This window comes from Pantoea sp. PSNIH1, assembly GCF_007680655.1.
Lineage (GTDB): Bacteria > Pseudomonadota > Gammaproteobacteria > Enterobacterales > Enterobacteriaceae > Pantoea > Pantoea eucrina.
In genome coordinates this window covers 947,509-973,668 of the sequence record NZ_VEIP01000001.1, presented here as the reverse complement: position 1 = coordinate 973,668, position 26,160 = coordinate 947,509, and the positions used below count along the sequence as shown (strand labels likewise).

Below are 26,160 nucleotides of genomic sequence, written 5' to 3'. Positions count from 1 at the left end.
CGAAGCGTTCCGGTTGCAGCAATAATTGCTGGCAAGTATAACAGTCCGCAGCCGGTTCTACTCGCGGTGATGTGTAACTTCCTGCCGCCTGAACACCACTTCCATGCGCGTGCCGCCCAGCGGGCTGGCAGAGGCGCTGACGGTTCCGGCATACTGTTCAAGAATATCCCGCACCACCGCCAGCCCCAGCCCCTGTCCCGGCCGCAGCGTATCGGCCCGCTGGCCGCGGACAAAAATCAGATCGCGCTTGCTTTCAGGAATACCCGGCCCGTCATCGTCGATAAACAGATGCAGCGCCTGGTCAGTCTGGCGCGTGCTGACTTCAATAAACTCCAGGCAATATTTACAGGCGTTATCGAGTACGTTGCCGAGCACTTCCATAAAATCGTTCTGATCGCCGACAAACACCAGCTCGGGGGGAATGTCGAGCGTGATCTCCACGCCCTTGCGCTGGTAAACCTTGTTGAGCGCAGAGCAGAGGCTGTCGAGCAGGGCGGAAACCGAGTGAAAATCACGCTGCAGCGGATTGTGGTCGGCCTGCATGCTGGCGCGATGCAGATAGTAACCCGTCTGCTGTGAAATACGGCTGATCTGCTCCAGCATCACCGGCTCCGCCTGTTCGATGGTGAGTGATTTGCCGTTGCGCAGCGATCGCAGCGTACTCTGCAGCACTGCCAGCGGTGTTTTCAGGCTGTGGGTTAAATCTGAGAGCGTGGTGCGGTAGCGGGTATAGCGCTGACGCTCGTTGGTCAGCAGCAGGTTAAGGTTGCGCACCAGGCTTTTCAGCTCCTGCGGCGGGTTGTCGCCCAGGTTTTCCCGCTGACCGGTCTCCAGCTCGCGCACCTGCGCGGTGAGATCGCCAATCGGGCGCAGGCTCCAGTGAGCGGCCAGCCAGAGCAGCGGGATCACCAGCAGCAGGTTAGCCGCCAGCACATAGCTGAACCATGACCAGACTACGTCTGAGTGCTGCAGCTCTTGCGGGATGGAATCCACCACCACAATGGTCATCGCCGGCAGGTTGACTGTCGCATCGTAGCGATTCACCGCAACCGAATGGGTAAAGGTGTCGTTACTGTTGCTGTCCAGCGCGTGCAGCTGCTGCTGCGCCTGAATGTTATCGCCTAATGCCGTCAGGCTGGTGCGGTTGCTGGTGTCAATTTCATAAAAGTCAGGCTTCAGCAGCCACTCGGGCTGAATTTTTTCCCGGATCTCCGGCACGTCGCGCTGCTGCCACAGCAGCTTGCCGCGCTCATCGTAGATAAAGACCAGCGTCGGGAAATTCAGCGTCATGCGCTCCGGCTGCGCGATGGTGAGTTTGTTATCCTGCCACTGCGCCAGAGTGAAAAAGAGGTTACTTTCACCGCGCAGCACGCGGTAGGTATTTTTATCGAAACTCACGACATAGCCGATAACCGCGACCATGCCATAGGAGAGAGAGATAAACAGGACCACGGCGGCAGTCGCCAGCAGAAAGCGGGTACGGAGCGAGAGCGGGCGCAGCTGGCGAAACCAGTTCATGGCGTCAGAGATCGAAACGGTAGCCCTGACCGCGTACCGTGTTGATCACTTCGGTCGGATGCAGTGCAAGGATTTTCTTGCGCAGGCGGCCCATCAGCACATCGATGGTATGGCTTTCGCGCAGTTCAGCGTCAGGATAGAGCTGCAGCATCAGCGAATCTTTGCTGACCACTTTACCCGCGTTGCGGATCAGCGTTTCCGCAATCGTATATTCAAATGCTGTCAGCTTCACCGGCACGTCGTTCACCGCCAGCTCGCGACGTGACAGGTCGACCTGAAACGGCGGCAGGGAGATGATCTGCGATGCGTGGCCGCTATTGCGGCGCATCAGCGCCTGCAGGCGGGCAGCAACCTCCTCAATATGAAAAGGCTTGGTAACGTAGTCGTCCGCGCCAGCTTCCAGGGCTTCAACTTTTGCCTGCCAGCCTTCGCGTGCGGTCAGTACCAGGATCGGCTGGCGCACCGCGTCGCTGCGCCAGCGGCGAATCAGCGACATGCCATCTTCGTCGGGCAGGCCAAGATCAACCAGCGCAATGTCAGGCAGATGTTCCTGAAGAAAGTAGTCAGCTTCTTTCGCATCTTCAGCGGCATCAACCTGATGCCCCATATCACGCAGCTGAACGGCGAGATGGTGGCGCAGCAGAGCATTATCTTCCACAACCAGAACACGCATACTTTTTCCTTACCTGCAAACTCAGTGATAATAAAGTGAGTATACGTGAAGGGAGCTAAACCAGAGAACAACGCAACAGGCGCGCGGTGCGCGCCTGTGCAGGCGGAATTACTTCAGGTCATCGACCATTTGCACCGCGCGGCCCAGATAGTTAGCCGGGGTCATCTGCTTCAGGCGCACTTTCTCCTCTTCCGGCAGCGCCAGGCTGTCGATAAAGGCCTGCATGCCCGCCGCATCCACGCGCTTGCCGCGCGTCAGCTCTTTAAGCTTTTCGTAGGGTTTTTCAATCCCGTAACGGCGCATCACGGTCTGAATCGGCTCGGCAAGCACTTCCCAGTTGTGATCCAGCTCATCCAGCAGGCGATCGCGGTTCACCTCCAGTTTTGAGATGCCCTTCAGCGTGGACTGATAGGCAATCAGGGCATAGCCGACGCCGACGCCGAGGTTGCGCAGAACGGTTGAGTCGGTGAGATCGCGCTGCCAGCGTGACACCGGGAGCTTGCTGGCGAGGTGCTGCAGTACCGCGTTTGCCAGACCTAAATTACCCTCAGAGTTTTCAAAGTCGATAGGGTTGACCTTGTGCGGCATCGTTGAGGAGCCAATTTCGCCCGCGATGGTTTTCTGTTTGAAGTGGTTCAGTGCAACGTAGCCCCAGATATCGCGATCAAAATCGATCAGGATAGTGTTGAAACGCGCGATACAGTCAAACAGCTCTGCAATGTAGTCGTGCGGCTCAATCTGCGTGGTGTAGGGGTTCCAGGTAATGCCAAGCGAGGTGACAAACTCTTCGCTGATCTGATGCCAGTCCGCTTCCGGATAAGCAGCGATGTGCGCGTTGTAGTTGCCGACGGCGCCGTTGATTTTGCCCAGCACCTCAATGTTGCCCAGCTGACGCAGCTGCCGCTCCATGCGGTAGGCGACGTTGGCCATCTCTTTGCCCATGGTTGAAGGGGTAGCGGGCTGGCCGTGCGTACGGGAGAGCAGCGGAATATCGCGATACTCCTGCGCCAGTCCCTTCACCGCAGCGATGATTTTCTGCCAGTAGGGCGTGATAACGTCGCGGCGTGCGGTTTCCAGCATCAGCGCATGGGAGAGGTTATTGATATCTTCAGAGGTGCAGGCGAAGTGGATAAACTCAGAGACCGCCTGCAGCGCAGGCACATCAGCCACTTTCTCTTTCAGAAAGTATTCAACCGCTTTGACATCGTGATTCGTAGTGCGCTCTATGGTTTTGATGCGTGCAGCGTCAGTTTCATCAAAATTGCTGACAATCGCGTCAAGGAAAGCGTTTGCGTCAGCATCAAATGCAGGAACTTCCCTGATCTCTGCGGTCGCAGCCAGTTTCTGTAACCAGCGAACTTCCACTTCCACGCGGAATTTCAGTAAACCAAACTCACTGAAAATGGCGCGCAGCGGGCTGACTTTATCGCCGTAACGGCCATCAACGGGTGAGACGGCGGTCAGAGAGGATAATTCCATCAGTGCAACTCCTGAAACGTTAACAGATGAGGGCAGGGCAGCGTTTAATACGCCGGACCCAGCCGGGATAAAATAGCTTTGGCTTCATTCAGCAGGCGCTGACGCGAAAACATCAGCTGCAGGCGGCCACCGCCACACTGCTGCCAGAGCACCGCTGAACGGATCCCCGCCAGCAGCGCCGCGCGTACTTTGTTCTGTACCTGAGTATTTTGCAGCACCTGCGGTGAGCCGGTAACCTGAATGCGCGGGCCCAGCGGGCTGATGATATCGACATAGATGCCCGCCATGGCGCTGGTAATGGTGTCAGATTCGGGACCGTAGTGCGCCAGCTGACGATCGAGCTGGCCGATACGCTGTGCCAGCGCCGCCAGCGCGATTTTGTTGCCGCTGAGCTTGCGCTCCAGCACCATCAGACCCAGCGTGTAGCGCGTCACTTCCGCACTGGCACCCTGACGGCTGCCGCTGTTCAGCACTGCCATCAAGGTCTCCAGACCGGTGCGCAGATTGGCTTCGTCATTACCATATACCGCCAGCGTGGAGGCGGGATTGAGATCAAGCAGGCTGCGTATGGATACCTGCAGCGCCGCGCTGTCGCACTGGCCCTGATGCGCCAGCTGCTGCGTCAGCTGTGTGGCCTGGCAAATGCCCGCCAGCGCCAGCGTAATATCATAAAAATTTTTAGCCACGCTCTACTCCTGCAGAAAAATCAGCGGCGCCGTTTTACGCCTCAGGCAGCGGCAGACGCTGCTCAATAATACCGCCACCGAGACAGACGTCATCCAGATAGAACACCGCAGACTGGCCCGGCGTCACCGCTGCAACCGCTTCATCGAAACGCACCTCGATGCGATCGTCGCCAAGCGGCAGGATTTCACACGGGATGTCACTCTGGCGGTAGCGGGTTTTAACCGTGCAGCGCAGCGGGGAGGTCACCGGCTGACGATCGACCCAGTGCAGTTGCTGGGCAATCAGGCCCACAGACATCAGGCGCGGATGGTCGCCGCCCTGGGCGACAATCAGCCGGTTACGTGCGACATCTTTGTCCACCACGTACCAGGGATCGTCATTGCTCTCTTTGCGGCCGCCAATGCCCAGACCTTTGCGCTGACCGAGCGTATGGTACATCAGCCCCTGATGCTCACCGACAATTTCACCCTCGACCGTCTCAATTTCGCCCGGTTGCGCAGGCAGGTAACGGCCGAGGAAATCGCGAAACTTGCGCTCGCCGATAAAGCAGATGCCGGTAGAATCTTTTTTCTTTGCGGTAATCAGATCCAGCTCTTCGGCAATGCGGCGCACTTCCGGCTTCTCCAGTTCACCGACCGGAAACAGGCTCTGGGCGATCTGCTGGTGGCTCAGGGTGTAGAGGAAATAGCTCTGATCTTTATTGCCATCGAGTCCGCGCAGCAGCTGGCTTTTGCCCGCCACGTCGGCCCGACGCACATAGTGGCCGGTCGCGATATAATCTGCGCCGAGGTCTTCAGCAGCGAACTCAAGAAAGGCTTTAAATTTGATCTCTTTATTGCAGAGAATATCGGGATTAGGCGTGCGCCCCGCCTTATATTCGTCGAGAAAATGCTCGAACACATTGTCCCAGTACTCAGCGGCAAAATTAATTTTGTGCAGTTTTATGCCGAGCTTGTCACACACGGCTTGTGCATCAGCCAGATCGTCTGCGGCGGTGCAATACTCCTCGCCGTCATCCTCCTCCCAGTTCTTCATGAACAGGCCTTCAACCTCGTAGCCCTGCTGCTGCAGTAGCCACGCGGAAACGGAAGAATCGACGCCGCCGGACATTCCGACGATTACTTTTTTCTGGCTGTTGTCAGACATGACGCACTCTTGATTACAGTAAAACAGGCGGCGCATTCTATCATGGAGTCACGGTATGCGCACCCTTGTGAAACGGCCAGTTAAACGGCGCCACCAGCTGTAGCGGGTAGCGCACGCCCTGTTGCCACAGCCGCACGCTCTCCGCGACCAGCGGCGAACGTAGCTGATCGGACGTAAGAATTTGCTCGGGTGTTAGCCACCAGCAGCAATCGATATCGCTGTCGAGCGGCGTGGTCACGCACGGCGCTGGCAGATCAACACCAAAGAGAAACCGCACAAAAGGTGTATTATCCGGCGCAATCCACTGCTGCACGCCAAGAAAATAGTGCAGCTCTGCGTGGATGCCGGTCTCTTCATACAGCTCGCGCAGCGCCGCTTCCTGCAGCGTCTCATCCGCTTCGAGATGGCCCGCTGGCTGATTCCAGGTCACGCGTCCGGCGACACGCTCCTCAACCACCAGCAGTTTACCCTGCGCCTGTACCAGACAGGCGACGGTTACATGAGGTTTAAACATCGTTCGCTCGCTCTGATTAACCTGCGGTTATTGAAACTCAGCGCTGATATCGCGCCACTCGCCGGGAGCAAGCCCATTAAGCTGATGCTCTCCCAGCGCAAAGCGAATCAGGCGCAGGGTCGGGAAACCGATATGCGCCGTCATGCGTCGTACCTGCCGGTTGCGCCCTTCATACAGGGTGATTTTCAGCCAGCTGGTGGGGATAGTTTTGCGTTCGCGCACTGGTGGCGTGCGCGGCCATAGCCACTCCGGCTCACTGACCGCTTCGATACCCGCCGGCAGCGTTATGCCGTCGTTAAGCTCAACGCCGCTGCGCAGCCGGGATAAATCTGATTCCTGCGGCACGCCCTCGACCTGAACAAAGTAAATTTTCCCCGTGCGCCTGCCGGGCTGAGTAAGCTGCGCCTGCAGCGCGCCATCGTTGGTCAGCAGCATCAGCCCCTCACTGTCGCGATCCAGACGGCCTGCCGCGTAGACGTCGCTGACCGGAATAAAGTCTTTCAGCGTGCGGCGCCCGGCGTCGTCGCTGAATTGCGGCAGCACATCAAAGGGTTTGTTAAATAAAATCACGCGGCGCGGGCCGGCCGGACGTGCCGGGCGGCGCGCAGCGTGGCGTGACGCCGCGGTGCGTTTAGGTGGGTGAATTTTCTGAGATGTTTTTCGCATGAGCTTTGCAGTAAGTAACATTCGGCGCATTATAACGCGAAATTACGGTGATTGGCGTAGGGGAAATATTCAAGTAGTATTGACCCGCATCTTACAAATCATTAACAAAAAATCGCTCGAAGGAGAGGTTAATGGAAAGCAAAGTAGTTGTTCCGGCAGAAGGTCAGAAAATCACCCTTGATCAGGGCAAACTGAATGTCCCGCATAACCCAATCATTCCTTACATTGAGGGTGATGGTATCGGCGTTGACGTTTCCCCGGTCATGCTGAAAGTGGTTGATGCTGCCGTGAAGAAAGCCTACAACGGCGAGCGTAAAATTTCCTGGATGGAAATCTTTACTGGTGAGAAATCAACAGAACTTTACGGCCAGGATGTCTGGCTGCCGCAGGAAACCCTGGATTTAATCAAAGAGTACCGCGTTGCCATCAAAGGCCCACTGACCACCCCGGTTGGCGGCGGTATTCGCTCGCTGAACGTGGCACTGCGTCAGGAGCTGGACCTTTACGTCTGCCTGCGTCCGGTACGCTACTACAAAGGCACGCCAAGCCCGGTCAAACGTCCGGAAGAGACCGATATGGTGATCTTCCGTGAGAACTCCGAAGATATCTATGCCGGTATCGAATGGAAAGCGGGTACGCCGGAAGCGGATAAAGTGATCAAATTCCTGCGTGAAGAGATGGGCGTGAAGAAAATTCGCTTCCCGCAGCAGTGCGGTATCGGCGTGAAGCCGTGCTCGGAAGAGGGTACCAAACGCCTGGTCCGTGCGGCGCTAGAATACACCATCACTAACGATCGTGATTCGCTGACGCTGGTTCATAAAGGCAACATCATGAAGTTCACCGAAGGTTCTTTCAAGGACTGGGGCTACCAGCTGGTGAAAGAGGAGTTTGGTGGTGAGCTGATTGACGGTGGCCCGTGGATGAAATTCAACAATCCAAATACCGGCAAAGAGATCATCGTCAAGGATGTGATTGCAGATGCTTTCCTGCAGCAGATCCTGCTGCGTCCGGCAGAGTATGACGTTATTGCCTGTATGAACCTGAACGGCGACTACATCTCTGACGCCCTGGCGGCACAGGTTGGTGGTATCGGTATCGCACCTGGCGCAAACATCGGTGACGAGTGCGCGCTGTTTGAAGCCACGCACGGGACTGCACCAAAATATGCGGGTCAGGATAAAGTGAACCCGGGTTCAGTGATCCTGTCTGCTGAGATGATGCTGCGTCACATGGAGTGGTTTGAAGCGGCTGATCTGATTGTCAAAGGTATGGAAGGCGCAATTGCGGCTAAAACCGTGACCTATGACTTCGAACGTCTGATGGATGGCGCTAAATTGCTGAAATGTTCAGAGTTTGGCGACGCGATCATCAGCAACATGTAATCTGCTTCAGGCAGAGTGCAAAACGGGAGCCACTGGCTCCCGTTTTTTATTCGCCTGCTGTATCGCTCTGACGCAGCGTCTCATCGCGCGCCTGCGACAGGCGCCAGAAATCGTGGCCGCCCGGATGCTGATAAATCCGCAGGGCGAACTGTCCGACGATGGCATAGATATACTCAAATATCGCTGACTGTGAATCTTCGTAATCAGCCCACATGACGGAAGAGGTAAAGCAGTAGACCTCAACCGGTAGCCCTTCGGGTGAGGGTTTGAGTGCCCGTACCACGATATACATATCTTTCTTAATATCATCGCGCTGCGTCAGCCAGGCGGTCAGATATTTACGAAATATGGTCAGATTAGTCAGGCCATTTTCGGCAAACCAGCGGTCGCCTGGCGCGCTGGGTTCACGTCCATCCATCAGCACGGAAAGCTGCTCACTGACCCCGCGTATCTGCATCATCTGCTGCACCAGCTCATAGTCCAGAAAGCGAATTGAGGTCTGGTCAAGATAGAAGCTGCGCATGATACGCCGCGCACCGGAGGAGAACATTGCCTGCCAGTTGGTATAGGTTTCGGTCAGAAAATTCTTCGTGGGAATGCGCGACAGCGTGTTGTCCCAGTTGCGAATAGTAATGGTGTGCAGCGCAATATCGATGACCTCACCACTGATGCCGTTATCCGGCATCTCAATCCAGTCACCGAGCTGCAGCACATCATTGGATGAAACCTGAATGTTGGCCACCAGCGACAGCAGCGTGTGCTGAAATACCAGCATGAGAACGGCCGCCACCGCACCCAGACTGGAAATAATAATCACCGGCGACTTATTCGACATAATTGCCAGGATCATGATCGCAGAGAGGATGTGCACCAGAATCTTACCGATCTGGATATAGCCTTTAATCGAGTGATTTTTACGCCGCGACTTTTTGGTATAGGAGATGTTGATGATCTCCAGCACTTCCGTAAAGAACAGCGAAAGATAGATAAAAAACAGAATGCCGCAGATGGTCTTGACCGCAATCTGCAGATGCTGCGGCAGACCCGGCATAAACTGCAGCAGATAGTAGACGATAATGACCGGAATAAAATTAGAGAGTTTTTCCGACAGGCGGACATCTTTATCCAGCGGTACCTGATTTTTATGCGCGCTGAAAAAGACTTTACGCACCACCTTTACCACAAAAAATTTACAGATAAAGTGCGCAATCATCGCCGCCGCGACCAGCAGCAGCAGGCTGACCGTTGCCGCAAGCGCCGTGTCACCGGCAAGAAAATTCTGGAATGTATAGAAGTAGCTCATGTTAATCAGTAGCCGGTCCGGGGTGGCGGGAATTCAAGCATAAAGCCGTACGGGGCGATAAGCGACGCGTGCGCAATTGCGGTGTCAGTCAGAAAATAGTTCAGCACCGCTGACTGCCGGCTGCAGTTATACCACTAAGCCCGCCTGACTGACGAGCGGCATCAGATAATTACCCGTGCCATCTGCGCGCTGGCTAGTCTCATAGTTTGAAGCAGTTAACATCCTGAACCGGATAGCCGTGCCTTTTGCAGCAGAAGCCGCTATCGTCAGCGCTCAGTATCGGGGGAGAGACTATGCAGGGTATCGTGAAGTTTGTGAAAGGCTGGCTACTTTTTTCACTGCTGTGGGGCGTGTTTATGTGGTTTGTCTCCTGGCAGGCGCAGGGAAAAGAGCCGGGCATGGCAGTGGTAATGAGCCTGTATGCGGGATTAATCTATCAGGCGCTGCGTACCATGGTAGCGCGCTATAAAGCACGACGCGCGGCGGCGTAAGCGCAGGAACAGCGGGGCCGGCTGGCCCCGCTGACCAGATTATTTGCGGCCCAGCAGGAAACCGACGATCACGCCGATGCTGGCAGCCACGGCCAGACCCGTAGTCGGGTTATCACGGACCGACCTCACCACGCAATCAGCTGCATCCTGTACGGCATAGCTCGCCTGCGCCGGATAGCGCCGTGCTGCACCTTTTGCCTGATGACGGGAAGAACCCGTCAGTTCGCCAAATTTCTCCTGAACTGCACCTGCTGCTTCATTCAATTTTGCTTCCGCCTTGTCAGTCATGTTGACTCCCTGATAGTGGTGAATGTCACTTTCAGCGTAGTCAGAGAATGGCGGACCGGCAACCCGACAGCGGTAAAGGTTATGTAACAATCTCTGTTTAACGACGCTTGTTCAGGAACGGTTTACCCCTGACGGCAGCGCCAGGAGGGGTACCAGCTCACCAGGAAGTGGCGTAAATGATCAAAACACCACTCAGCATCCTCGGGCTGCTGGCAGTAAAACCGGACGGTCACTTTTTCATAGCGCTGCTGACGCAGGTGCAGCGGCGACCAGCCCCAGTCCAGCACGGCGCGCGCATAGTTGACCAGCGAGCCGGCAGGCATCTCATGCTGACTCTCCTGACAGCCGAGGTAGTGCTCAAAGCGTGCTTCCAGCTGTTCAGCTTCATCATGCGTATGCAGTACATCCGGACGAAAAGCGATGTCGATAAATCCGCAGACGCTGTCTTCACGCTGCTGACGATCGCAGGCGAGCGTCATAAAGAGTCCCTCCTGCAGATTCACCTCTTCCAGCAGCCGGCGCATATTTTCAGAATCATTACCCGCTTTAATTTCGTCGATCCGCTCGGGCTGCTGCGTCAGATCAAACCCGCAGGGATTCACTGAGCCATCTTCATTGATGGTGGCCGGGAAGGGGAAATCGATGTAGCCGTTATTATCGAGACTCTTTTCCATTATCGGTATCTGCCGCAAGCGTAAACCCTGACAATAAACTATCCCGCGGCGGGGTGCACGGGCTATGGACACTGCCAGGTGATCATGGTGTTTTCGTAAGGATTGATAAGCCGGAACTGTTTATCGCTCAGGCGCTGGGCATAAAAACCTTCGGTCGTAATGGCAGAGGGGATATAGCGGAAGCGATCGGTCGAGTGGAGCGGGCCACTGCTTACCGTGACGTTGTCACGTCTGACGGAGAAAGCGGTCGCCAGATCAAAAATCCAGGCGTGAGTGTTTCCCAGCGACTGACCATAAATCGTGGTCACCTCACCGGGACAATCCACCCCTTTTGGCGTCGAGCTGCAGCCTGTCAGCGCAATAATAATGATGAAATAAGTCAGTCTTAACATGGTCCTGTTCCTGGTTCTTTCCCTGTCTGACAGTGGCACGATAACGCGTATCGCTTATATGAGCATAGCAGGTCTGGCTGCACTTCCCATTTGCATTTTGTTTAACTGTTAAGCGGTAAGCAGGTAAGGGGGTGACTTTGGTAGCAGATAAACGGTATTCTTGCCAGCGCAGTGCACCAGACAGGAAAAAGACAGGGTAATTGAATGAGAGAAGAAGAAGCCAGCTTAATGATTCTTCAGCAGGCGATAGATCAGCTGGACGCCGATAAGAAAAAACAGGTCATAAACTGTGTTACGGCGATCCACGATGTGATGCATAAATTCGATCCAGAAGATGCCGGACTGGCATTGATGCTGGTGGCCGCTCAGGTGGCCGCAGAGTAAGCTTCAGGCCGATGCAATATCGGCTTTGTTTCTGCTTTATTACTATGTAGATGTTCGGCGCGCCCGCTCTGATGTACGGCACGCCATGCATTAATCTGCTTCCCGCTATGTTACCCTGCGAACCTTTACATCACACTCAGGCGAAAAACAGCATGAAAATTCTGGTTATAGCCGCGGGCCTGCTGGCCTGTCAGATTGCGCCGGCATGGAGCGAAAGTGAATTTCAGATCACCTGTCCGGGGCGGGCCACGATGACGGTATCCCGCGCCAGTTACGGGCTCAGCACGCTGATGTGGCCGAAGCGGCATTTTCAGGTGGCCGCCGGACAACAGCGTTTCCACCTTGAAGGGGGCGACAGCGTTGCCATCACGCGGTTCCGCAACGGCGACCGGCTGGTCATCAATAAAGAGAGCGGTGAAACCTTTTTTGTTTATGCGCAGAGCGACAAACTGGTTCCCTGTCAGCGTTCAGTGAAGCGCGATGCCGCCATCGTCTCTCTCGATCGTTATGACGATCGTCAGCACGCCTCTTCTTAACACCGACAGGAACAACACCATGTCACTCAGCGTTACCGACAGCGTTACTGCGCAGGATCTCGACGATATCAGACAGGGTCTTAACGCGTTCAACAGCCGCTTTATTGACGTCAGCGAGATCAAAGTGCTGGGCGTGTTTATTCATGATGCAGACGGCGGAAAAATAGCAGGCCTGACAGGATCAACCTGCGGTAACTGGCTGCGTATCGACATGCTGTGGGTCAGTGACGCGCTGCGCGGGCAGGGGGCCGGCACCCGGCTGATAACGGCAGCAGAGAACGAAGCGCGGGCGCGGGGTTGCGTCTATGCGCAGGTGGATACGGCAAGCTTTCAGGCGCGTCCGTTCTATGAAAAACAGGGTTATCAGCTCCGGTTCAGCCTGAATAACTATCCGCGCCATCATCAGCGCCACTATCTCACCAAAGCTCTCTGACTACAGCAGCGGCTGCTGTCGCAGATCCAGTGGCGACTGCTCCGCTTCGTCAATCGCTGCCAGCCAGCCGGACAGATCAGTCTTTACCCATGAAAGGTGACCCCGCGTGGTGCTCATCAGCACCACATCGGGTCGCAGCGTGCGGTAGAGTTCCAGCGACTGCTGCAGCTCGGCAGGATTACTGTCAGGCTTGAGCACGCTGATCCAGCGGTTGTAGTCGCAGGTGAGGGTGTCGCCGACAAACAGATAGGTCTGCCCGAGCGGAGAGTGGTAAAGATAGCTGCTGCTGCCCGGCGTATGGCCGGGCGTTGGCAGCAGATGGAAGTCGCCAAAATGCACCTCCCTGCGGGTAAAGGTTTCATCCGGCTCAACCACCAGGCTAACCGGCCCCAGCGAGCGGCTGTGGCAGTAAAGCGCACTGCTGAAGCGCTGCTGAATAAGCCGTGCTCCCGGCGCCGCCTCATGCCAGTGCGTAAGATAGTGACGAATAACGCCACCCGCCTCTGCCAGAAACTCATGATCAAGCGGATTCTCAACCCGGCCAATCAGCAGGTTGCCGCGCGGATGCCGCAGCATAAAGCCATGCATCATCAGGTCATTAGCGGTCTCTTCAGCGGGAAATTCCGGTGTGGAGATCCATAAGTCTTCATAAAGCGGCTTCAGAGGGCGATCTCCTGCATGTCATATTATCGCAGCACCGGATGTCCGGTGATGCTGAGCCGCGCGTTGCCGGCACTCATATCAAGCGTAGCATGCGCACCCAGCGGCAGCGTGACGGTATCAGGCGCATGTCCAAACGCCAGATCGCTTATCACCGGCAGCTGATACTCATCGCGCAGGCGCTGCCAGACAGTGTCGAAACCGAAGCCGTTATCATAGGCGCTGAGGGAGGTACTGGTAAAACTACCGGTAATAATCGCCTGCTGACGCGCCAGAATGCCGCACTGCTGCAGCTGCAGCAGCATGCGCTCGATGCGAAACGGATGTTCATTGACATCTTCAATCACCAGAATGCCGCCTTCAATCTGCGGCAGCCACGGCGTACCAACCAGCGCGCAGATCATCGCCAGGTTACCGCCCCACAGGCGGCCCTGCCAGCTGCCGCAGTCCGGGCTTTCACTCTGCCAGTTTACTCTCAGTTCCTGAGAGGAAATGGCCTGCCAGAAATGGTGTTCGGTAAACGCTGAAACGGGATCCGCGCCGAAATTACCGGCCAGCATCGGGCCGCTGAAGCTTATCAGGCCGGTCTGCGCCAGCAGCGCCAGCTGAATAGCGGTAAAGTCACTGTGGCCGCACAGCGCGACTGGCTCACTGCTGAGACGCTGCGCGATACCGCGGTAATCCAGCTTGTCCAGCAGGCGGGTCGCACCGTAGCCACCGCGCACTGCCAGAATAATGTCCGGCAGCGGGTCTGATGCAGCCAGCGCATTGATATCCGCCAGACGTTCTGCGTCCGTACCGGCAAAGCGCTGAAAGCGGCGGGCAACCACTGCGCCATTCTCCACCCGGTGGCCTGCATGCTGAAGCCGCTCAATGCCGCGCCGGGCAGCATCCTGGTTGTGGCAATAGCCAGAAGGGGCGATTAAACGAAAGGAACGGGCTGGGTGCATTGCGCTTTTCCTGCTCTCTGCTTAAGTGTGCATAGTGACAAACTGCGTGAACGGCGTCACGACAGCAAAATGAATTTTGTCATTTTCAGAATAACGGTAATTTTACTGCCGGCCGTCATGGCTATGATAGCCTGCGCCTCTCTTATAGCGGAACCTGAAAAACAGTGAAATTTCGACTACTTATGCTCTCTGCTTTACTGCTGGCAGGCTGTGCCAGTGAACCGGAAAAACCCAGAGTGCCTGAGCGCAATACGCCTCTCACTCAGGCTCCGCCCTCAAAAATTAATGATGCCTGGGCGCTGTTTACAGAAGATGCTGCCACTCATTATGGCGTTGATGAGAAGTTAATCAGCGCCATTATCAGTGTCGAATCGGGCGGTAATCCTGCTGCAGTAAGCCGCTCTAACGCGGTGGGTCTGATGCAGATCAAAGCCTCGACGGCGGGGCGCGAAGTCTATCGCGTGCAGGGCCGTCACGGGCAGCCCTCAACGGCCGAGCTGCGCGATCCGGCTAAAAACATCGATATCGGGGTCGCCTATCTGCGTATTCTGCAGGAGTCGGCGCTGGCCGGTATTCGCGATCCGCTGACGCTGCGCTACGCCACCATTGTCTCCTATGCCAATGGAGCCGGTGCGCTACTGCGCACCTTCTCACGCGACCGCGACCGCGCCATTGCGATGATTAACGCGATGTCGCCGGATGAGTTTTACCAGCACGTGCAAAACAAACATCCGGCCGCGCAGGCACCGCGCTATCTGTGGAAAGTGACCACCGCCTACCGCACAATTGGCTAGCGCGCGGTGCGCAGCTTAGCGCTGCGCACTCTGTGCCGGTGCTTCGTTGGACGCATCGCTGAGATTGATACGCGGCAGTACCCCACCGGTAAACTCGACGCGGCGCATCGGGAAGGCGAAGCGGATCTGCTTCTGCTCCAGCTGCGCCATTAGCTGCAGGTTAATCTCCTGCTGAATATCCATGTAAACATTGTAATCCGCGCTCAGCACGAAATAGACCACTTCGAAGGTCAGCTGCGACTCATCAAACGAGAGAAAGTGCGCCCGGTCAAAACGGGTATCGGGCACGCCTTCGATAATCGTTTTCACCATGCCGCCAATCTGCCGCACTTTTTCCGCCGGCGTACCGTAGTTAATGCCGAACTTAAACACGATGCGCCGCTGCTGCATTCGTTTGTAGTTGTGGATCGTCTGCTGTAACAGAATGGTGTTTGAGCAGACAATCTGTTCGCCGCCGAGGCTGCGCAGACGCGTGGTTTTCAGGCCGATGTGCTCAATGGAACCCGCGATATCGCCGAAAACTATAAAATCACCGTGCTCAAACGGTTTATCAAAGCCGATCGCCAGCGACGCAAACACATCGCTCAGCACGGTCTGAATCGCCAGCGCAATGGCGATACCGCCGACGCCTAAACTGGCCACCAGTGCGGTAATGTCGATCCCCATGTTGGAGAGGATCGCCAGCAGCATCATTACCCATACCACTACCCGCAGCAGAATGCCGAGGATCACGGTGGTGACCGGATTACGCACGTGCAGCGGATCGCGCAGCATGCTTTTCAGCCATAAACGGATGCCGCAGTCGATCCAGAGGGTGAACTGCAAAATCAGCGCGAGGAACCAGCTGTGGGCAATCGCCACGCTCCAGTTGGCCGGCAGGTCCGCAAACTTCAGCGAAATCAGAAGTGAGAAGATCAGCAGCAGCGACTGGCTGGTGCTGCGCAGGATCTCAACAAGAATGGCGGTGAAACGCACATGGCGCTGTTCGCTGTAGCGGGCGATACGATTCGAAACAAAGCGGATAGCGGTGCGCAGCAGCCACCAGACGATAAGGGTGCCAAAGAGGATGATGGCGCTGTTGATCCAGACGGTTTGATTAAGAAAAATGCGTTGCCAGCCAGAGGCTGAAAGCCAGTTTTCCATGGGGGAGTTTCTCCTTGCCGGGCGCTGGTTAAAATAAAGGGCAAGGAGAAGCATAGCCTGTCTGAGATATCCTGCAGGCGTAACGGCAGTTACTGAAAGCGGCTCGCCTTATCGCGTGCCAGCCGTTCAAGCGCGAAGATCACCTGCTGCAGCTGGCGCTCCTGCACGGGCTCAATGGCAGTGAAACGAAAGCTCAGCCGCGGTATTACGCAGGCTTCGCCTTTACGGACTACGCTGCGCTCGCCAATATGCAGCAGCTCTGCGGTGACCTCAAACTGACCAAATTCACCCAGCTCAACCCGCAGCTGGCTGAACTTATCCCCCCGGGTAAGGCCCTCCGGCAGCGGCCCTTCCGGCAATACCCCGACCCCGCCCAGCGAAAGATCCTGCAGGCGAAAGCGCGCCGGGCTGCCGTCCGGCCACCGGGTGTAACACCAGAAAACCGGCTCCAGCGGGGCGTTGATACGGAAAAATTCGCGGCGCTGGATTTGCCAGGCGCACGCCGGCAGCGGTGCGCTGAATGCGGGTAAGCCTTCATATTCAACCAGCGTCAGGGCAGCGAGGGTGAACTCGATTTTGGCGCCGTAGGTTTCGGCGCAGACGCTGAAGTCGGGACTCTCCAGCACCCACTCATTGCTCAGCGCATTGCTGCCCAGATCGAAAATGATGCACTCCTCATCGGCAACCAGCAGGCGGCTGATAAACTGCCCGCGATTAAAGGTCACCATTAGCGGAGTTTGGTAGCGCGACAGATCCCTCATCACATTCAAGACCGCTAACGTACCCCGCTTGAGATACTGTTCGTTATCGGCATCTTTCACATCCTGCTCCCCGCTGCTGCGCTTATCATCGTTATGCGACGATTATCGGCGTAACGCTCTGAAGCTTTAGCGGCTGGCTGATGATTAAAGCGGCAGTCGCGCTGCAGGGAAAAAAATCCCGTCTATACTTATCGCAGTGAACACCTTGATTCATAACGTAAGGAGCAACAAATGGGTATTCTTTCATGGATTATTTTTGGTCTGATCGCCGGTATTCTCGCTAAGTGGATTATGCCAGGTAAAGATGGCGGCGGCTTTATCCTGACCGTGGTACTGGGTATTATCGGTGCGGTTGTCGGCGGCTGGATCAGTACCCTGTTTGGTTTTGGCAGAGTTGACGGGTTCAACTTCGGCAGCTTTGTTGTCGCGGTGATCGGCGCCATTGTCGTGCTGTTTATCTACCGTAAAGTGCGCAGTTAATTCTGCCCGCATAAAAAAAACCGCGCCCCTGGGGCTGCGGTTTTTTTTCGGCTGTAGCCGGTGCGAAATTAATTCGCGCGCTGCAGCGCCGGCATATCAGGGATATCACTGGCGCTGTTACAGGTTTTTTCTTTCGGGCAATATTTATCCAGCAGCATCAGCGTCACGCCGTTGGTCCAGCCAAAGCCATCCTGCAGCGGATATTCGCCGCCACCGCCACCGCCCAGCTGCGCGCCCTCAACCACATATTTTTCTACCAGCTTATGCTCTTTGTCATAGGTCTGCTGGACGTTTTGCAGAAAGCGCTGGCCAATCTGTCGTGCCAGCTGCGGCTGGTTATAATGCTCCAGCCCCTCTACCGCTACCCACTGCAGCGGAGCCCAGCCATTAGGTGCATCCCACTGCTGGCCATTATTGACCGTGGTTGTCACCAGACCACCAGGTTTAAGCAGCTGTTTTTCAACTGCAGAGGCGGTACGTTCAGCCTGTTTATCTCCGGCCAGCTGCATATAGAGCGGGAAAAGAGCGGCCGCCGTTAGCTGGTTGTGAACCTGTTTTTTACTGAAATCGTAATCAGCATACCAGCCCTGTTTCTCATCCCACAGATAACGATTGATTGCGGCCTGGCGTTTTTCTGCCGCCGCGGCAAAGGCTTTTGCCTGGTCATCCTGTTTTGCCAGCCTGGCTGATTTTGACAGCGTCTGCTCCAGATGAAACAGCAGGCTGTTGAGATCGACCGGCACCAGCGCTGTGGTGCGGATCGAAGCGAGATTATGCGCATCGGTAAACCAGCGCGAGCTGAAATCCCAGCCCGACGCCGCGCCGGCGCGCAGATCGCGCCAGAGCTGCGGTTTGTCACGTTCCGGGGTTTTTTCTGCCGTCTTCACATCGTCCAGCCAGGATTCTGTACGCGGCACGTCGCGTGCGTCCCAGTAGCGATTAAGCAGGGTGCCATCGGAGAGCTTTACCACCCGCTTGCTGGCGTGACCGGCCGCCACGCTGTCGCTGTCAGCCATCCAGTAGTCATACTCTTTCTGCAGCTGCGGCTGATAGTGCCGGTAAACCTCATCGCCTTTATGCGTGGCCAGCAGGTCCACCATCAGGCTAAAGAACGGCGGCTGTGACCGGCTGAGATAATAGCTGCGGTTGCCGTTAGGGATATGCCCGTAGCGATCGAGTTCGGTGGCAAAGTTATCGACCATATCCTGCACGCGGTCCCAGTTACCGCTTTCCGCCAGGCCCAGCATGGTGAAATAGCTGTCCCAGTAATAGACCTCGCGGAAACGTCCGCCCGGCACAACGTAAGGCTTCGGCAGCGGCAGCAGTGAATCATACTGGCTGGCATCAGGCGTGCTGCGCGTCAGCACCGGCCACAGACCGTTGATATGTTCACGCAGGCTCTGCCCGGCGGGCGGTACATATTTATCCTGCTCTTTGGGCAGGGTAAAGTTCATGTCAACGAAGCGTTTGAGATCGAAATTGCGCTGCTTCTTTTGCATCTGCCAGTCAGCGAGAATCGAGGCGGGATCGTATTTCGGGATCGCGTCAGCAAAGGTTTTCTGATCGGGATAGAACTGCGCTTTCTGCACGGCGCTGAAGAGCGGCCCCAGGCGTACATCGGGCGGCTGCGGCGGCTGGCTCAGCATCCGGCTTCCGGTTTCAGCATGGGCCAGCGTGCTGGTTGCCAGCAGGGCGGTGGTAAGCAGCAGAGAGAGGCGCGCGGGCATCAATATGACATTTTTTCTCATCGGTTTTTCTCCTTGTCCGAAAACGTGGTGCGCTAACGTATTGACCACTCAACCAACTTTAGTCGCTATCGTGCTGGCTGGCGCTGCAGGGCGATGGAAATGTGAAGCGCTGCCGGGTAATTACGTGGGAAATTGTTGCCGCTGACGGTTTTTACTTGCTCCGCCGCGCGGTTTACCGGAGGCTGAAAGAAAATAAGGAGGCGTATGAAGATTATCTGGTATCACCCGTCAATGGACGCGCAGCGCTGGCTCACGGGCCTCGGCCGGCGGCTGCCGGACGCGGAAATCCGGCTGTGGCAGCCAGGCGATAATGGCCGTACAGATTATGCCGTTGTACGTTCGCCGCCGGTGGAGATGCTGGCGCAGCGAAGCCTGAAGGGAGTGTTCGCGATGGGTGCGGGCGTCGATGAACTTCTGCAGCAGCAGCGTCAGCACCCTGACAGGCTCAGCGCCCAGGTGCCGCTGTATCGCCTCGAGGATACCGGCATGGCACAGCAGATGCAGGAGTACGCGAACTGGTGCGTGCTGGGCTGGTATCGCCGCTTTGCTGACTATCAGCGCCAGCAGCAGGCGCACTGCTGGCAGCCGCTGCCGCTGCCGGCGCGCGACGCCTTCACCATTGGCGTGCTTGGCGCGGGCGTACTGGGCCGCAGCGTGCTGGAGAGCCTGCAGCAGTGGGGATTCCCGCTGCGCTGCTGGAGTCGCACGCCGAAGAGCCTGCCTGGCGTGCACGCCTTCCACGGTGCCGCCGCGCTGCACGACTTCCTTGCCGGCTGCCAGGTCGTGATTGATCTGCTGCCCGCCACGCCGGAAACCACCGATCTTATCAACGCTGATTTCCTGCGCGCGCTGCCGCACGGCGCATACTTTCTTAACCTGGCGCGCGGCGCGCACGTGGTTGAAGCGGACCTGCTGGCAGCGCTTAACAGCGGGCAACTTGCCGCCGCCGCGCTGGATGTCTTTCAGCAGGAGCCGCTGCCAGCGGACGATGCGCTCTGGCAGCATCCGCACGTCACCATCACGCCCCACAGTGCCGCTATTACGCTGCCGGAGCAGGCAATGGACGCTATTGCCAGCGCCATTCAGCAGCTGGAAAAAGGGCAGCCCCCCCCGGGGCGCGTGGATCGCCAGCGCGGCTATTAATTTATCTCAGAGGAGCAAAATATGTATCCCGTTGACCTGCATATGCACACCGTAGCCAGTACGCACGCCTACAGCACGCTGCATGACTATGTCGCCCAGGCGAAACAGAACGGCCTGAAGCTATTTGCCATTACCGACCACGGCCCCGATATGGCGGATGCGCCGCATCACTGGCATTTCATTAATATGCGTATCTGGCCGCGGGTTATTGACGGCGTGGGGATCCTGCGCGGAATTGAAGCGAACATTAAGAACCAGCAGGGCGAGATCGACTGCAGCGGGCCGATGCTGGATGCCCTGGATCTGATCGTGGCGGGGTTTCACGAGCCGGTCTACACGCCGCGCGACAAAGCGCACCATACTGAGGCGATGATCGCCGCGATGGCAGGCGGGCTGGTGCATATCATCAGCCATCCGGGCAATCCCAAATTCCCGGTGGATATTCGCGCCATTGCCGAAGCCGCAGCCCACTACAACGTGGCGCTGGAGATCAATAACTCCTCGTTTACCCATTCGCGTCCGGGCAGTGAACCTAACTGCCGCGCGATTGCGGAGGCGGTGCGTGACGCGGGCGGACAGCTGGCATTTGGCTCCGATTCCCATACCGCCTTTACGCTGGGGCATTTTGAGCACTGCCTGCGCATTACGCGCGAGGTGGATTTCCCTGAAGATCGGGTGTTAAATGTCACGCCGCGCCGCCTGCTCGATTTTCTGGAGCAGCGCAGCGGTAAACGGATCGCGGAATTACTGGATTTTTAATGTTGTAGTGAGGAATGCTGCCAGATGAATGAATTTTCTATGCTTTGCCGGGTGATCGGCTCCCTGTTTAACCGTCAGCCCCAGGATCCGCTGCTGATGCCGCTGTTTACGCTGCTGCGCGAAGGCAAAATGCAGGCACAGTGGCCGCTGGAGCAGGATGCGCTGCTGACGCGTCTGCAGCAGAGCAGCGATCCGCAGGCGCTGGCAGCGGATTACAACGCGCTGTTTGTCGGTCAGGAGTGCAGCGTGCCGCCTTACGCGTCACAGTGGCCGGAAGGCGCGCCGGAAGCGGAGATCCGGGCGTTTCTCAGCGCGCGCGGCATGCCGCTCAGTGACGCGCCTGCCGATCACTTTGGCGTACTGCTGCTGGCGGCGTCGTGGCTGGAAGATCAGTCTGCAGAAGATGAATCAGACGCGCAGCGCGCGCTGTTTGAATGTTATCTGCTGCCGTGGTGCGGTGCGTTCCTCGGCAAAGTTGAAGCGCACGCCACCACGGCGTTTTATCGCACGCTGGCTGAGCTGAGCCGCGAGGCGATCCAGACGATGTATGATGAGCTGAGCGAAGACGATACGCCGCAGGCGTAATCGCTCCCCGCAGGGGGCGGCTGCCGGAGGCGTTCGCTGCAGCTGCACAACAAGCAGTGACGTGCGGCTGAAGCCTGCAGACTCCGGCGGATGCAGGTTAAGCGAAGAGAGACTAACGCCGGCGCAGACGCGGAAAACGTGCGTGCATGCGCAGATTGCGCAGGTTAAGCACGGCAATGGCGGTGCCCAGCACCACCAGCGATGCGCCAAATACTTTGAAACTGTTCATGCTGTCGCCCAGCACCGTCACGCCCATGATGACAGCCAGCACCGGCGTCAGCAGCGAATAGGGCATGATCAGATTAACATTATATTTTTTCAGCAGGGCGTACCACAGCGTATAGGCAACAATCGAAGAGGCGATAGCGCTGTAAAGAATGCCGAACCAGCCGTGCCAGCCCGCCGCCTGCAGGGCGCTGAACTGATTCGACTCCGTCAGCCATGAGGCAGCGCCAACCAGCGGCACGGCGAGGAATGAGATCCAGCCGGTCAGCGTCAGCGGACTAATAGGCGGCGACTTTTTGACAATCATGTTGCTGACCGCCCAGCCAAACGCGCTGCACAGCAGGATACAGAGTACCCACCAGGCGGGGATAGTCGGGCTGCCGGAGAGCACGGCCACGCCGCTCAGAGAGATAGCGATGCCGCACAGCTGCACCAGCCGCAGCTTCTCTTTCAGGATAGCCATCGCCAGCAGCATCGCAATGGGTGTGCCCAGCTGTACAACGATAGCCGCCGTACCGGCATCGGTATAGCGCATGCCGACAAACAGCAGCGAGAAATGCATAAAGCCAAAGGTAAACGCGAGGGTGATGAGCCACGGCAGCTGCGCGCGCGTGACACGGCAAAAGGGCACCAGGATCAGAGCGACCACGACAAAGCGCATCCACGTCAGAAACAGCGGCGGCAGCTCCAGAAGGCCCCATTTAACCGCCACGTTGTTAAACGCCCAGATTGAAACCACAAACAGAATCAGAAAAAAATGCCGTACGGCCACGCTGTTATCCTTCACAGAAAAATGAACTTACGCTTAATAATGGCATGAAGCCTGCCGCACAGGACACATCAACCTGGCGGTTTAGCACTCAACAGCAAAATCGCCACTTTATAATTACAACATACTATTATCTGAGCGCTATCCTGACATCCGCTTCTGCATAAGCATGTTGCGGAATAACATAAGACACGGCTGGCAATTGCTGTCACAGTAGAGCTTAACAGCGGACGCAGCAGAGGAGCATGCCGGCAATGACGGAGCGTTATACTTTACCCCTGGCATTAATACAGCTTGAAGTTCCGCCCCCGCAGGTGGTGGCGAAAATTGGCGAACAGCCTGCGTGGTTTATTGACGCGCTGCAGCTGCAGGCGGATGACTATATTATCGTGCGTCCGCACCGGGGTGACGCACTTCCCGGCTGGCAGGAGATTAGCGGGGCGATCCTCAGCGGCTCCTGGGCGATGGTAACCGACCACGCAGGATGGAGTGAGCGCACTGCGGCCTGGATACGCGGCGCAATAGAGGCGCAGCTGCCGCTGCTTGGCGTCTGCTACGGCCATCAGCTGATGGCGTATGCGCTGGGGGGTGAGGTGGGCGATAATCCCTGCGGCTGGGAGCGCGGGCTGCAGACCGTGACGCGGACCGCTTCGGATGCCTGGCTGAACGGACTGCCGGCGCACTTTTCCGCCTGGCTGTCGCACCGGCAGTCGGTACTGGCCCCGCCGCCGCAGGCCACGGTTCTGGCGCGCTCAGCGCTGGATGCGTGTCAGGTGTTACGCTACTCGCCGCAGGCATTTTCCGTTCAGTTTCATCCGGAGTTCAGTCGCGAGATCATGACGGCCTGTACACCGGCTGACGTACAGCCGGATAGCGCGGTAATGGGAGATACTGACTGGGCGCGTACGCTGCTGCAGCGCTTCTGGCAGCAGGTACGGCCCCGGGATCAGGAAGCGTCGCAGCGCTGACAGCGATAGACCCAGGCGGGCGGCATGTTTTTCAGCACCCGCTGCCGCTGCCAGACAAAATAGCGCGACAGATCGTGCCGGGTGAGCGAGGTGTACTGAAACTGGACAAATACGCCCTGGGGCGCCAGCGCATTATGCACCGCGCTCAGAATGGTGTGACGCGTGGCCGCAGGCAGCGACAGCAGCGGCAGGCCGGAAAAAATAGCGTCATATTCACCCTGCAGCAGCTCCGCTGAGTGTGCCTGGACCTGCATGCGCGGATCGTGCCACTGACGCAGTTCTGCTGCCAGCTGCGGATTAATTTCAAACACGTCAAGCTGCGCGGCCGGTACCATACGCGACAGCAGCTGGCGGGTCAGCACGCCATCGCCGGCGCCCAGTTCAGCCACCCGCAGGCTGCTATCCCACTCTACCGCATTGCACATACAGCGGCATAATGCCGCTGATGAAGGGGTGACGCTGCCGATTGTGCGCGGATCGCGAATAAACTGCTGTACAAAGTTCGCTTTGGCCCGCATTAGCATCATGGCTGAAGCCAGCATCTTTCTCTCCTGAATCTGTGGTCTGCAGGGTATTGACCACAGATAACGCTCAGGTTTCGCTTTAGCGCAGCAAAAAAGCCAAACTCAGAACATTCCGGCACAAATGATTCTGTCCCGCTTTAACACCGATTTCCCGCGTCGGCTCACAGTTTCCCGCCTGCAGACCTGACAGGCTAAAAACGATCGCGCAATGTTAATCAACAGTTTAAAAGTTGTTAACTTCCATTCGCTCTGTAAGGGGAAATACCATGCGTTACGCTGCTCCGGGAGAACAGGGTTCTCTGATCACTCTGCAATCGCAGTATGGCAACTTTATCAACGGCGAGTTTACTGCGCCGGTTAACGGTCACTATTTTACCAACACCTCACCGGTTAATGGCAGCGCAATTGGCGAATTCCCGCGTTCCGATCGGGCAGATGTTGATAATGCGGTCGCGGCGGCCCAGGCGGCGGCAGAGCAGTGGGGCAAGACCTCACCGCAGGCGCGCTCGCTGGTGTTACTGAAGATTGCTGACCGCCTGGAGCAAAATCTGGAATATATCGCCGTTAATGAAACCTGGGATAACGGCAAGCCGGTACGCGAAACGCTGGCCGCTGACCTGCCGCTGGCGGTGGACCATTTCCGCTATTTTGCCGGCTGTGTCCGGGCGCAGGAAGGCAGCGCCGCCGAAATCGATGAGTTCACGGCCGCCTATCACTTCCATGAACCGCTGGGCGTGGTGGGGCAGATCATTCCGTGGAACTTCCCGCTGCTAATGGCCGCCTGGAAGCTGGCGCCGGCGCTGGGCGCAGGTAACTGCGTGGTGCTGAAACCAGCCGAGCAGACGCCGCTTTCCATCACGCTGTTTGTTGGGTTGATCAAAGATCTGGTCCCGCCCGGCGTCATTAACGTGGTGCACGGCTACGGCAAAGAGGCGGGCGAAGCGCTGGCATCGCATCCGGGCATTGCCAAGATCGCATTTACCGGCTCAACAGCGACCGGCGGCCATATTCTGGAGCTGGCGGCAAAAAGCCTGATCCCGTCCACGGTGGAGCTGGGCGGAAAATCACCAAATATCTTTTTCGAAGATATCATGCAGGCGGAGGAGAGCTTTATTGAGAAAGCGGCCGAGGGGGTTGTGCTCGGCTTCCTGAACCAGGGTGAGGTCTGTACCTGTCCGTCGCGCGCGCTGGTGCAGGAATCGATTTTTGAGCCCTTTATGGCGGCCGTGATGAAGCGCATCAAAACCATTAAACGTGGCGATCCGCTGGATACGGAAACCATGATTGGCGCTCAGGCGTCGCAGCAGCAGTTTGATAAGATCCTCTCTTATCTTGAGATTGCGCAGCAGGAAGGGGCGGAAGTGCTGCACGGTGGTAACGTTGAGCAGATTGGCGAAGCCTTCAGCGGCGGCTACTATATTCAGCCCACGCTGCTGAAAGGCAACAACAGCATGCGCGTATTTCAGGAAGAGATTTTCGGACCGGTGGTCGGCGTACTGACGTTTAAAGATGAAGCGGAGGCGCTGGCCATTGCTAATGATTCGATTTACGGGCTTGGCGCTGGCGTCTGGACGCGGGATATCAACCGCGCATACCGTATGGGGAGAGCAATCAAAGCCGGACGCGTCTGGACTAACTGCTACCATCTCTATCCGGCTCACGCTGCGTTTGGCGGCTATAAGAAATCGGGCATCGGGCGGGAGACGCATAAAATGATGCTGGATCACTATCAGCAAACTAAAAATATGCTGGTGAGCTACAGCACACAGCCGCTCGGGTTCTTCTGATTTTCGTACCGGCGGTCGCTGCAGAGGCTATATTTTCATAAACCTGTCATCTTTGCAGGACAGGATATGAGAAACGCCTCTGCGCAAAGGAGAGATCATGAACGCAGGATATGATTATATGGAGCAGCACGATGAGGTGCTGGATGCGGTCGAACAGGACATTATCAGCGTCAATCTGCCCACTTATGATGCGTTGCAGCATGCGCGCCAGCAGAGTGCCGAGCGCGACGCCGCGCGGGAAATGTCGCTGCGCGCATAAGAAAGCGCTCTCAGATTAATAAAAAAATCCGCAGCCTGG

At 56.9% G+C, this 26,160-nt stretch carries 31 protein-coding genes; 13 read left to right on the top strand and 18 right to left on the bottom strand.

Annotation, left to right across the window (positions count from 1 at the left end):
* Positions 1–57: 57 nt before the first annotated feature.
* The 7 genes from phoQ to rluE all read right to left on the bottom strand — a co-directional run bounded on the left by phoQ (position 58) and on the right by rluE (position 6,704).
* Entirely contained in the window at positions 58–1,518 is a 1,461-nt protein-coding gene (gene phoQ / locus FS690_RS04535) for a two-component system sensor histidine kinase PhoQ (protein ID WP_071668747.1), read from the bottom strand.
* A gap of 4 nt (positions 1,519–1,522) precedes the next feature.
* The gene (gene phoP, locus FS690_RS04530; protein ID WP_039383893.1) at positions 1,523–2,191 is read right to left on the bottom strand and encodes a two-component system response regulator PhoP; all 669 of its coding nucleotides are present in this window, start codon (positions 2,189–2,191) and stop codon (positions 1,523–1,525) included.
* 108 nt (positions 2,192–2,299) lie between these two features.
* The gene (purB, locus tag FS690_RS04525) at positions 2,300–3,670 is read right to left on the bottom strand and encodes an adenylosuccinate lyase (RefSeq protein ID WP_039383895.1); all 1,371 of its coding nucleotides are present in this window, start codon (positions 3,668–3,670) and stop codon (positions 2,300–2,302) included.
* 44 nt (positions 3,671–3,714) lie between these two features.
* Positions 3,715–4,356, bottom strand: coding sequence for a high frequency lysogenization protein HflD (gene hflD / locus FS690_RS04520; RefSeq protein ID WP_145339128.1), 642 nt, complete (start codon positions 4,354–4,356; stop codon positions 3,715–3,717).
* A 34-nt stretch (positions 4,357–4,390) separates the two neighbouring features.
* Entirely contained in the window at positions 4,391–5,503 is a 1,113-nt protein-coding gene (gene mnmA / locus FS690_RS04515; RefSeq protein ID WP_145339127.1) for a tRNA 2-thiouridine(34) synthase MnmA, read from the bottom strand.
* Between the two features lie 40 nt (positions 5,504–5,543).
* Positions 5,544–6,017, bottom strand: a complete 474-nt coding sequence (locus FS690_RS04510; RefSeq protein ID WP_039383899.1) for an NUDIX domain-containing protein — start codon at positions 6,015–6,017, stop codon at positions 5,544–5,546.
* A gap of 27 nt (positions 6,018–6,044) precedes the next feature.
* Positions 6,045–6,704 (bottom strand): 23S rRNA pseudouridine(2457) synthase RluE, encoded by a 660-nt coding sequence (gene rluE, locus FS690_RS04505; RefSeq protein ID WP_113049438.1) that lies wholly within the window; start codon positions 6,702–6,704, stop codon positions 6,045–6,047.
* Positions 6,705–6,814: 110 nt separating this feature from the next.
* Here rluE and icd point away from each other — a divergent pair, with 110 nt between their 5' ends.
* Positions 6,815–8,065, top strand: a complete 1,251-nt coding sequence (gene icd, locus FS690_RS04500) for an NADP-dependent isocitrate dehydrogenase (protein WP_039383903.1) — start codon at positions 6,815–6,817, stop codon at positions 8,063–8,065.
* Between the two features lie 46 nt (positions 8,066–8,111).
* Here the strand turns inward: icd and FS690_RS04495 are convergent, their stop codons facing one another.
* The gene (locus tag FS690_RS04495) at positions 8,112–9,368 is read right to left on the bottom strand and encodes a mechanosensitive ion channel family protein (protein ID WP_039383905.1); all 1,257 of its coding nucleotides are present in this window, start codon (positions 9,366–9,368) and stop codon (positions 8,112–8,114) included.
* Between the two features lie 293 nt (positions 9,369–9,661).
* Here FS690_RS04495 and FS690_RS04490 point away from each other — a divergent pair, with 293 nt between their 5' ends.
* On the top strand, positions 9,662–9,859 hold the full coding sequence (locus FS690_RS04490; RefSeq protein WP_039383907.1) for a DUF6404 family protein: 198 nt from the start codon (positions 9,662–9,664) through the stop codon (positions 9,857–9,859).
* A gap of 39 nt (positions 9,860–9,898) precedes the next feature.
* On the opposite strand, the gene FS690_RS04485 is transcribed toward FS690_RS04490, so the two are convergent.
* From FS690_RS04485 to FS690_RS04475, 3 genes are all read right to left on the bottom strand, one after another.
* On the bottom strand, positions 9,899–10,147 hold the full coding sequence (locus tag FS690_RS04485; RefSeq protein ID WP_065649559.1) for a YqjD family protein: 249 nt from the start codon (positions 10,145–10,147) through the stop codon (positions 9,899–9,901).
* Positions 10,148–10,269: 122 nt separating this feature from the next.
* On the bottom strand, positions 10,270–10,821 hold the full coding sequence (locus FS690_RS04480; protein WP_145339126.1) for a hypothetical protein: 552 nt from the start codon (positions 10,819–10,821) through the stop codon (positions 10,270–10,272).
* Positions 10,822–10,883: 62 nt separating this feature from the next.
* Positions 10,884–11,213 (bottom strand): hypothetical protein, encoded by a 330-nt coding sequence (locus FS690_RS04475; RefSeq protein WP_039383913.1) that lies wholly within the window; start codon positions 11,211–11,213, stop codon positions 10,884–10,886.
* 204 nt (positions 11,214–11,417) lie between these two features.
* On the opposite strand from FS690_RS04475, the gene FS690_RS04470 reads away from it, so the two are divergent.
* The 3 genes from FS690_RS04470 (at position 11,418) to FS690_RS04460 (ending at position 12,566) form a co-directional block, all read left to right on the top strand.
* A complete protein-coding gene (locus tag FS690_RS04470) occupies positions 11,418–11,597 on the top strand; it encodes a hypothetical protein (RefSeq protein ID WP_094111811.1) in 180 nt (59 codons plus the stop codon).
* Positions 11,598–11,749: 152 nt separating this feature from the next.
* The gene (locus tag FS690_RS04465) at positions 11,750–12,133 is read left to right on the top strand and encodes a hypothetical protein (RefSeq protein WP_039383917.1); all 384 of its coding nucleotides are present in this window, start codon (positions 11,750–11,752) and stop codon (positions 12,131–12,133) included.
* Positions 12,134–12,152: 19 nt separating this feature from the next.
* On the top strand, positions 12,153–12,566 hold the full coding sequence (locus FS690_RS04460; RefSeq protein ID WP_039383918.1) for an N-acetyltransferase: 414 nt from the start codon (positions 12,153–12,155) through the stop codon (positions 12,564–12,566).
* Here the strand turns inward: FS690_RS04460 and FS690_RS04455 are convergent, their stop codons facing one another.
* Both FS690_RS04455 and ldcA read right to left on the bottom strand, forming a co-directional pair.
* Positions 12,567–13,229, bottom strand: a complete 663-nt coding sequence (locus tag FS690_RS04455; protein ID WP_094111809.1) for an MBL fold metallo-hydrolase — start codon at positions 13,227–13,229, stop codon at positions 12,567–12,569.
* Between the two features lie 23 nt (positions 13,230–13,252).
* Entirely contained in the window at positions 13,253–14,176 is a 924-nt protein-coding gene (ldcA, locus tag FS690_RS04450) for a muramoyltetrapeptide carboxypeptidase (RefSeq protein ID WP_145339125.1), read from the bottom strand.
* A 164-nt stretch (positions 14,177–14,340) separates the two neighbouring features.
* Between ldcA and emtA the strand changes: the two genes are divergently transcribed.
* On the top strand, positions 14,341–14,970 hold the full coding sequence (emtA, locus tag FS690_RS04445; RefSeq protein ID WP_082032656.1) for a membrane-bound lytic murein transglycosylase EmtA: 630 nt from the start codon (positions 14,341–14,343) through the stop codon (positions 14,968–14,970).
* A gap of 15 nt (positions 14,971–14,985) precedes the next feature.
* On the opposite strand, the gene FS690_RS04440 is transcribed toward emtA, so the two are convergent.
* Both FS690_RS04440 and FS690_RS04435 read right to left on the bottom strand, forming a co-directional pair.
* Positions 14,986–16,113 carry a mechanosensitive ion channel family protein gene (locus tag FS690_RS04440; RefSeq protein ID WP_039383923.1) on the bottom strand — a complete coding sequence of 376 codons (1,128 nt, stop codon included), beginning with the start codon at positions 16,111–16,113 and terminating at the stop codon, positions 14,986–14,988.
* An 89-nt stretch (positions 16,114–16,202) separates the two neighbouring features.
* Entirely contained in the window at positions 16,203–16,934 is a 732-nt protein-coding gene (locus tag FS690_RS04435) for a flagellar brake protein (RefSeq protein ID WP_071668912.1), read from the bottom strand.
* A gap of 171 nt (positions 16,935–17,105) precedes the next feature.
* Between FS690_RS04435 and FS690_RS04430 the strand changes: the two genes are divergently transcribed.
* Entirely contained in the window at positions 17,106–17,354 is a 249-nt protein-coding gene (locus FS690_RS04430) for a GlsB/YeaQ/YmgE family stress response membrane protein (RefSeq protein WP_039383925.1), read from the top strand.
* Between the two features lie 68 nt (positions 17,355–17,422).
* On the opposite strand, the gene treA is transcribed toward FS690_RS04430, so the two are convergent.
* Positions 17,423–19,102 (bottom strand): alpha,alpha-trehalase TreA, encoded by a 1,680-nt coding sequence (treA, locus tag FS690_RS04425; RefSeq protein WP_108569261.1) that lies wholly within the window; start codon positions 19,100–19,102, stop codon positions 17,423–17,425.
* 204 nt (positions 19,103–19,306) lie between these two features.
* Between treA and ghrA the strand changes: the two genes are divergently transcribed.
* The 3 genes from ghrA to FS690_RS04410 are packed head-to-tail and all read left to right on the top strand — an operon-like array spanning position 19,307 to position 21,589.
* Positions 19,307–20,245, top strand: a complete 939-nt coding sequence (ghrA, locus tag FS690_RS04420; RefSeq protein ID WP_145339124.1) for a glyoxylate/hydroxypyruvate reductase GhrA — start codon at positions 19,307–19,309, stop codon at positions 20,243–20,245.
* A 21-nt stretch (positions 20,246–20,266) separates the two neighbouring features.
* A complete protein-coding gene (locus FS690_RS04415) occupies positions 20,267–21,004 on the top strand; it encodes a phosphatase (RefSeq protein WP_094111804.1) in 738 nt (245 codons plus the stop codon).
* Between the two features lie 24 nt (positions 21,005–21,028).
* Complete coding sequence (locus tag FS690_RS04410; protein WP_145339123.1) at positions 21,029–21,589, top strand: molecular chaperone; 561 nt, start codon at positions 21,029–21,031, stop codon at positions 21,587–21,589.
* 112 nt (positions 21,590–21,701) lie between these two features.
* On the opposite strand, the gene FS690_RS04405 is transcribed toward FS690_RS04410, so the two are convergent.
* Positions 21,702–22,586 (bottom strand): DMT family transporter, encoded by an 885-nt coding sequence (locus tag FS690_RS04405; RefSeq protein WP_039385807.1) that lies wholly within the window; start codon positions 22,584–22,586, stop codon positions 21,702–21,704.
* Positions 22,587–22,837: 251 nt separating this feature from the next.
* On the opposite strand from FS690_RS04405, the gene FS690_RS04400 reads away from it, so the two are divergent.
* Positions 22,838–23,551 (top strand): glutamine amidotransferase, encoded by a 714-nt coding sequence (locus tag FS690_RS04400; protein ID WP_145339122.1) that lies wholly within the window; start codon positions 22,838–22,840, stop codon positions 23,549–23,551.
* Here the strand turns inward: FS690_RS04400 and FS690_RS04395 are convergent.
* Positions 23,530–24,093 (bottom strand): class I SAM-dependent methyltransferase, encoded by a 564-nt coding sequence (locus tag FS690_RS04395; RefSeq protein WP_039383934.1) that lies wholly within the window; start codon positions 24,091–24,093, stop codon positions 23,530–23,532. The genes FS690_RS04400 and FS690_RS04395 overlap by 22 nt on opposite strands.
* Positions 24,094–24,341: 248 nt before the next feature.
* On the opposite strand from FS690_RS04395, the gene FS690_RS04390 reads away from it, so the two are divergent.
* Both FS690_RS04390 and FS690_RS18335 read left to right on the top strand, forming a co-directional pair.
* Positions 24,342–25,862, top strand: a complete 1,521-nt coding sequence (locus FS690_RS04390) for an aldehyde dehydrogenase family protein (RefSeq protein WP_145339121.1) — start codon at positions 24,342–24,344, stop codon at positions 25,860–25,862.
* A 97-nt stretch (positions 25,863–25,959) separates the two neighbouring features.
* Positions 25,960–26,121, top strand: a complete 162-nt coding sequence (locus FS690_RS18335) for a hypothetical protein (protein ID WP_158086449.1) — start codon at positions 25,960–25,962, stop codon at positions 26,119–26,121.
* The last annotated feature ends 39 nt before the right edge of the window (positions 26,122–26,160 follow it).

Excerpts from the sequence above, each read along its gene's own strand:
- phoQ (WP_071668747.1), bottom strand. The coding sequence starts at position 1,518 with ATGAACTGGTTTCGCCAGCTGCGCCCGCTCTCGCTCCGTACCCGCTTT.
- phoP (WP_039383893.1), bottom strand. The coding sequence starts at position 2,191 with ATGCGTGTTCTGGTTGTGGAAGATAATGCTCTGCTGCGCCACCATCTC.
- purB (WP_039383895.1), bottom strand. The coding sequence starts at position 3,670 with ATGGAATTATCCTCTCTGACCGCCGTCTCACCCGTTGATGGCCGTTAC.
- mnmA (WP_145339127.1), bottom strand. The coding sequence starts at position 5,503 with ATGTCTGACAACAGCCAGAAAAAAGTAATCGTCGGAATGTCCGGCGGC.
- FS690_RS04510 (WP_039383899.1), bottom strand. The coding sequence starts at position 6,017 with ATGTTTAAACCTCATGTAACCGTCGCCTGTCTGGTACAGGCGCAGGGT.
- rluE (WP_113049438.1), bottom strand. The coding sequence starts at position 6,704 with ATGTTACTTACTGCAAAGCTCATGCGAAAAACATCTCAGAAAATTCAC.
- icd (WP_039383903.1), top strand. The coding sequence starts at position 6,815 with ATGGAAAGCAAAGTAGTTGTTCCGGCAGAAGGTCAGAAAATCACCCTT.
- FS690_RS04495 (WP_039383905.1), bottom strand. The coding sequence starts at position 9,368 with ATGAGCTACTTCTATACATTCCAGAATTTTCTTGCCGGTGACACGGCG.
- FS690_RS04490 (WP_039383907.1), top strand. The coding sequence starts at position 9,662 with ATGCAGGGTATCGTGAAGTTTGTGAAAGGCTGGCTACTTTTTTCACTG.
- FS690_RS04485 (WP_065649559.1), bottom strand. The coding sequence starts at position 10,147 with ATGACTGACAAGGCGGAAGCAAAATTGAATGAAGCAGCAGGTGCAGTT.
- FS690_RS04480 (WP_145339126.1), bottom strand. The coding sequence starts at position 10,821 with ATGGAAAAGAGTCTCGATAATAACGGCTACATCGATTTCCCCTTCCCG.
- FS690_RS04475 (WP_039383913.1), bottom strand. The coding sequence starts at position 11,213 with ATGTTAAGACTGACTTATTTCATCATTATTATTGCGCTGACAGGCTGC.
- FS690_RS04470 (WP_094111811.1), top strand. The coding sequence starts at position 11,418 with ATGAGAGAAGAAGAAGCCAGCTTAATGATTCTTCAGCAGGCGATAGAT.
- FS690_RS04465 (WP_039383917.1), top strand. The coding sequence starts at position 11,750 with ATGAAAATTCTGGTTATAGCCGCGGGCCTGCTGGCCTGTCAGATTGCG.
- FS690_RS04460 (WP_039383918.1), top strand. The coding sequence starts at position 12,153 with ATGTCACTCAGCGTTACCGACAGCGTTACTGCGCAGGATCTCGACGAT.
- ldcA (WP_145339125.1), bottom strand. The coding sequence starts at position 14,176 with ATGCACCCAGCCCGTTCCTTTCGTTTAATCGCCCCTTCTGGCTATTGC.
- FS690_RS04440 (WP_039383923.1), bottom strand. The coding sequence starts at position 16,113 with ATGGAAAACTGGCTTTCAGCCTCTGGCTGGCAACGCATTTTTCTTAAT.
- FS690_RS04430 (WP_039383925.1), top strand. The coding sequence starts at position 17,106 with ATGGGTATTCTTTCATGGATTATTTTTGGTCTGATCGCCGGTATTCTC.
- treA (WP_108569261.1), bottom strand. The coding sequence starts at position 19,102 with ATGAGAAAAAATGTCATATTGATGCCCGCGCGCCTCTCTCTGCTGCTT.
- ghrA (WP_145339124.1), top strand. The coding sequence starts at position 19,307 with ATGAAGATTATCTGGTATCACCCGTCAATGGACGCGCAGCGCTGGCTC.
- FS690_RS04415 (WP_094111804.1), top strand. The coding sequence starts at position 20,267 with ATGTATCCCGTTGACCTGCATATGCACACCGTAGCCAGTACGCACGCC.
- FS690_RS04410 (WP_145339123.1), top strand. The coding sequence starts at position 21,029 with ATGAATGAATTTTCTATGCTTTGCCGGGTGATCGGCTCCCTGTTTAAC.
- FS690_RS04400 (WP_145339122.1), top strand. The coding sequence starts at position 22,838 with ATGACGGAGCGTTATACTTTACCCCTGGCATTAATACAGCTTGAAGTT.
- FS690_RS04395 (WP_039383934.1), bottom strand. The coding sequence starts at position 24,093 with ATGCTGGCTTCAGCCATGATGCTAATGCGGGCCAAAGCGAACTTTGTA.
- FS690_RS04390 (WP_145339121.1), top strand. The coding sequence starts at position 24,342 with ATGCGTTACGCTGCTCCGGGAGAACAGGGTTCTCTGATCACTCTGCAA.
- FS690_RS18335 (WP_158086449.1), top strand. The coding sequence starts at position 25,960 with ATGAACGCAGGATATGATTATATGGAGCAGCACGATGAGGTGCTGGAT.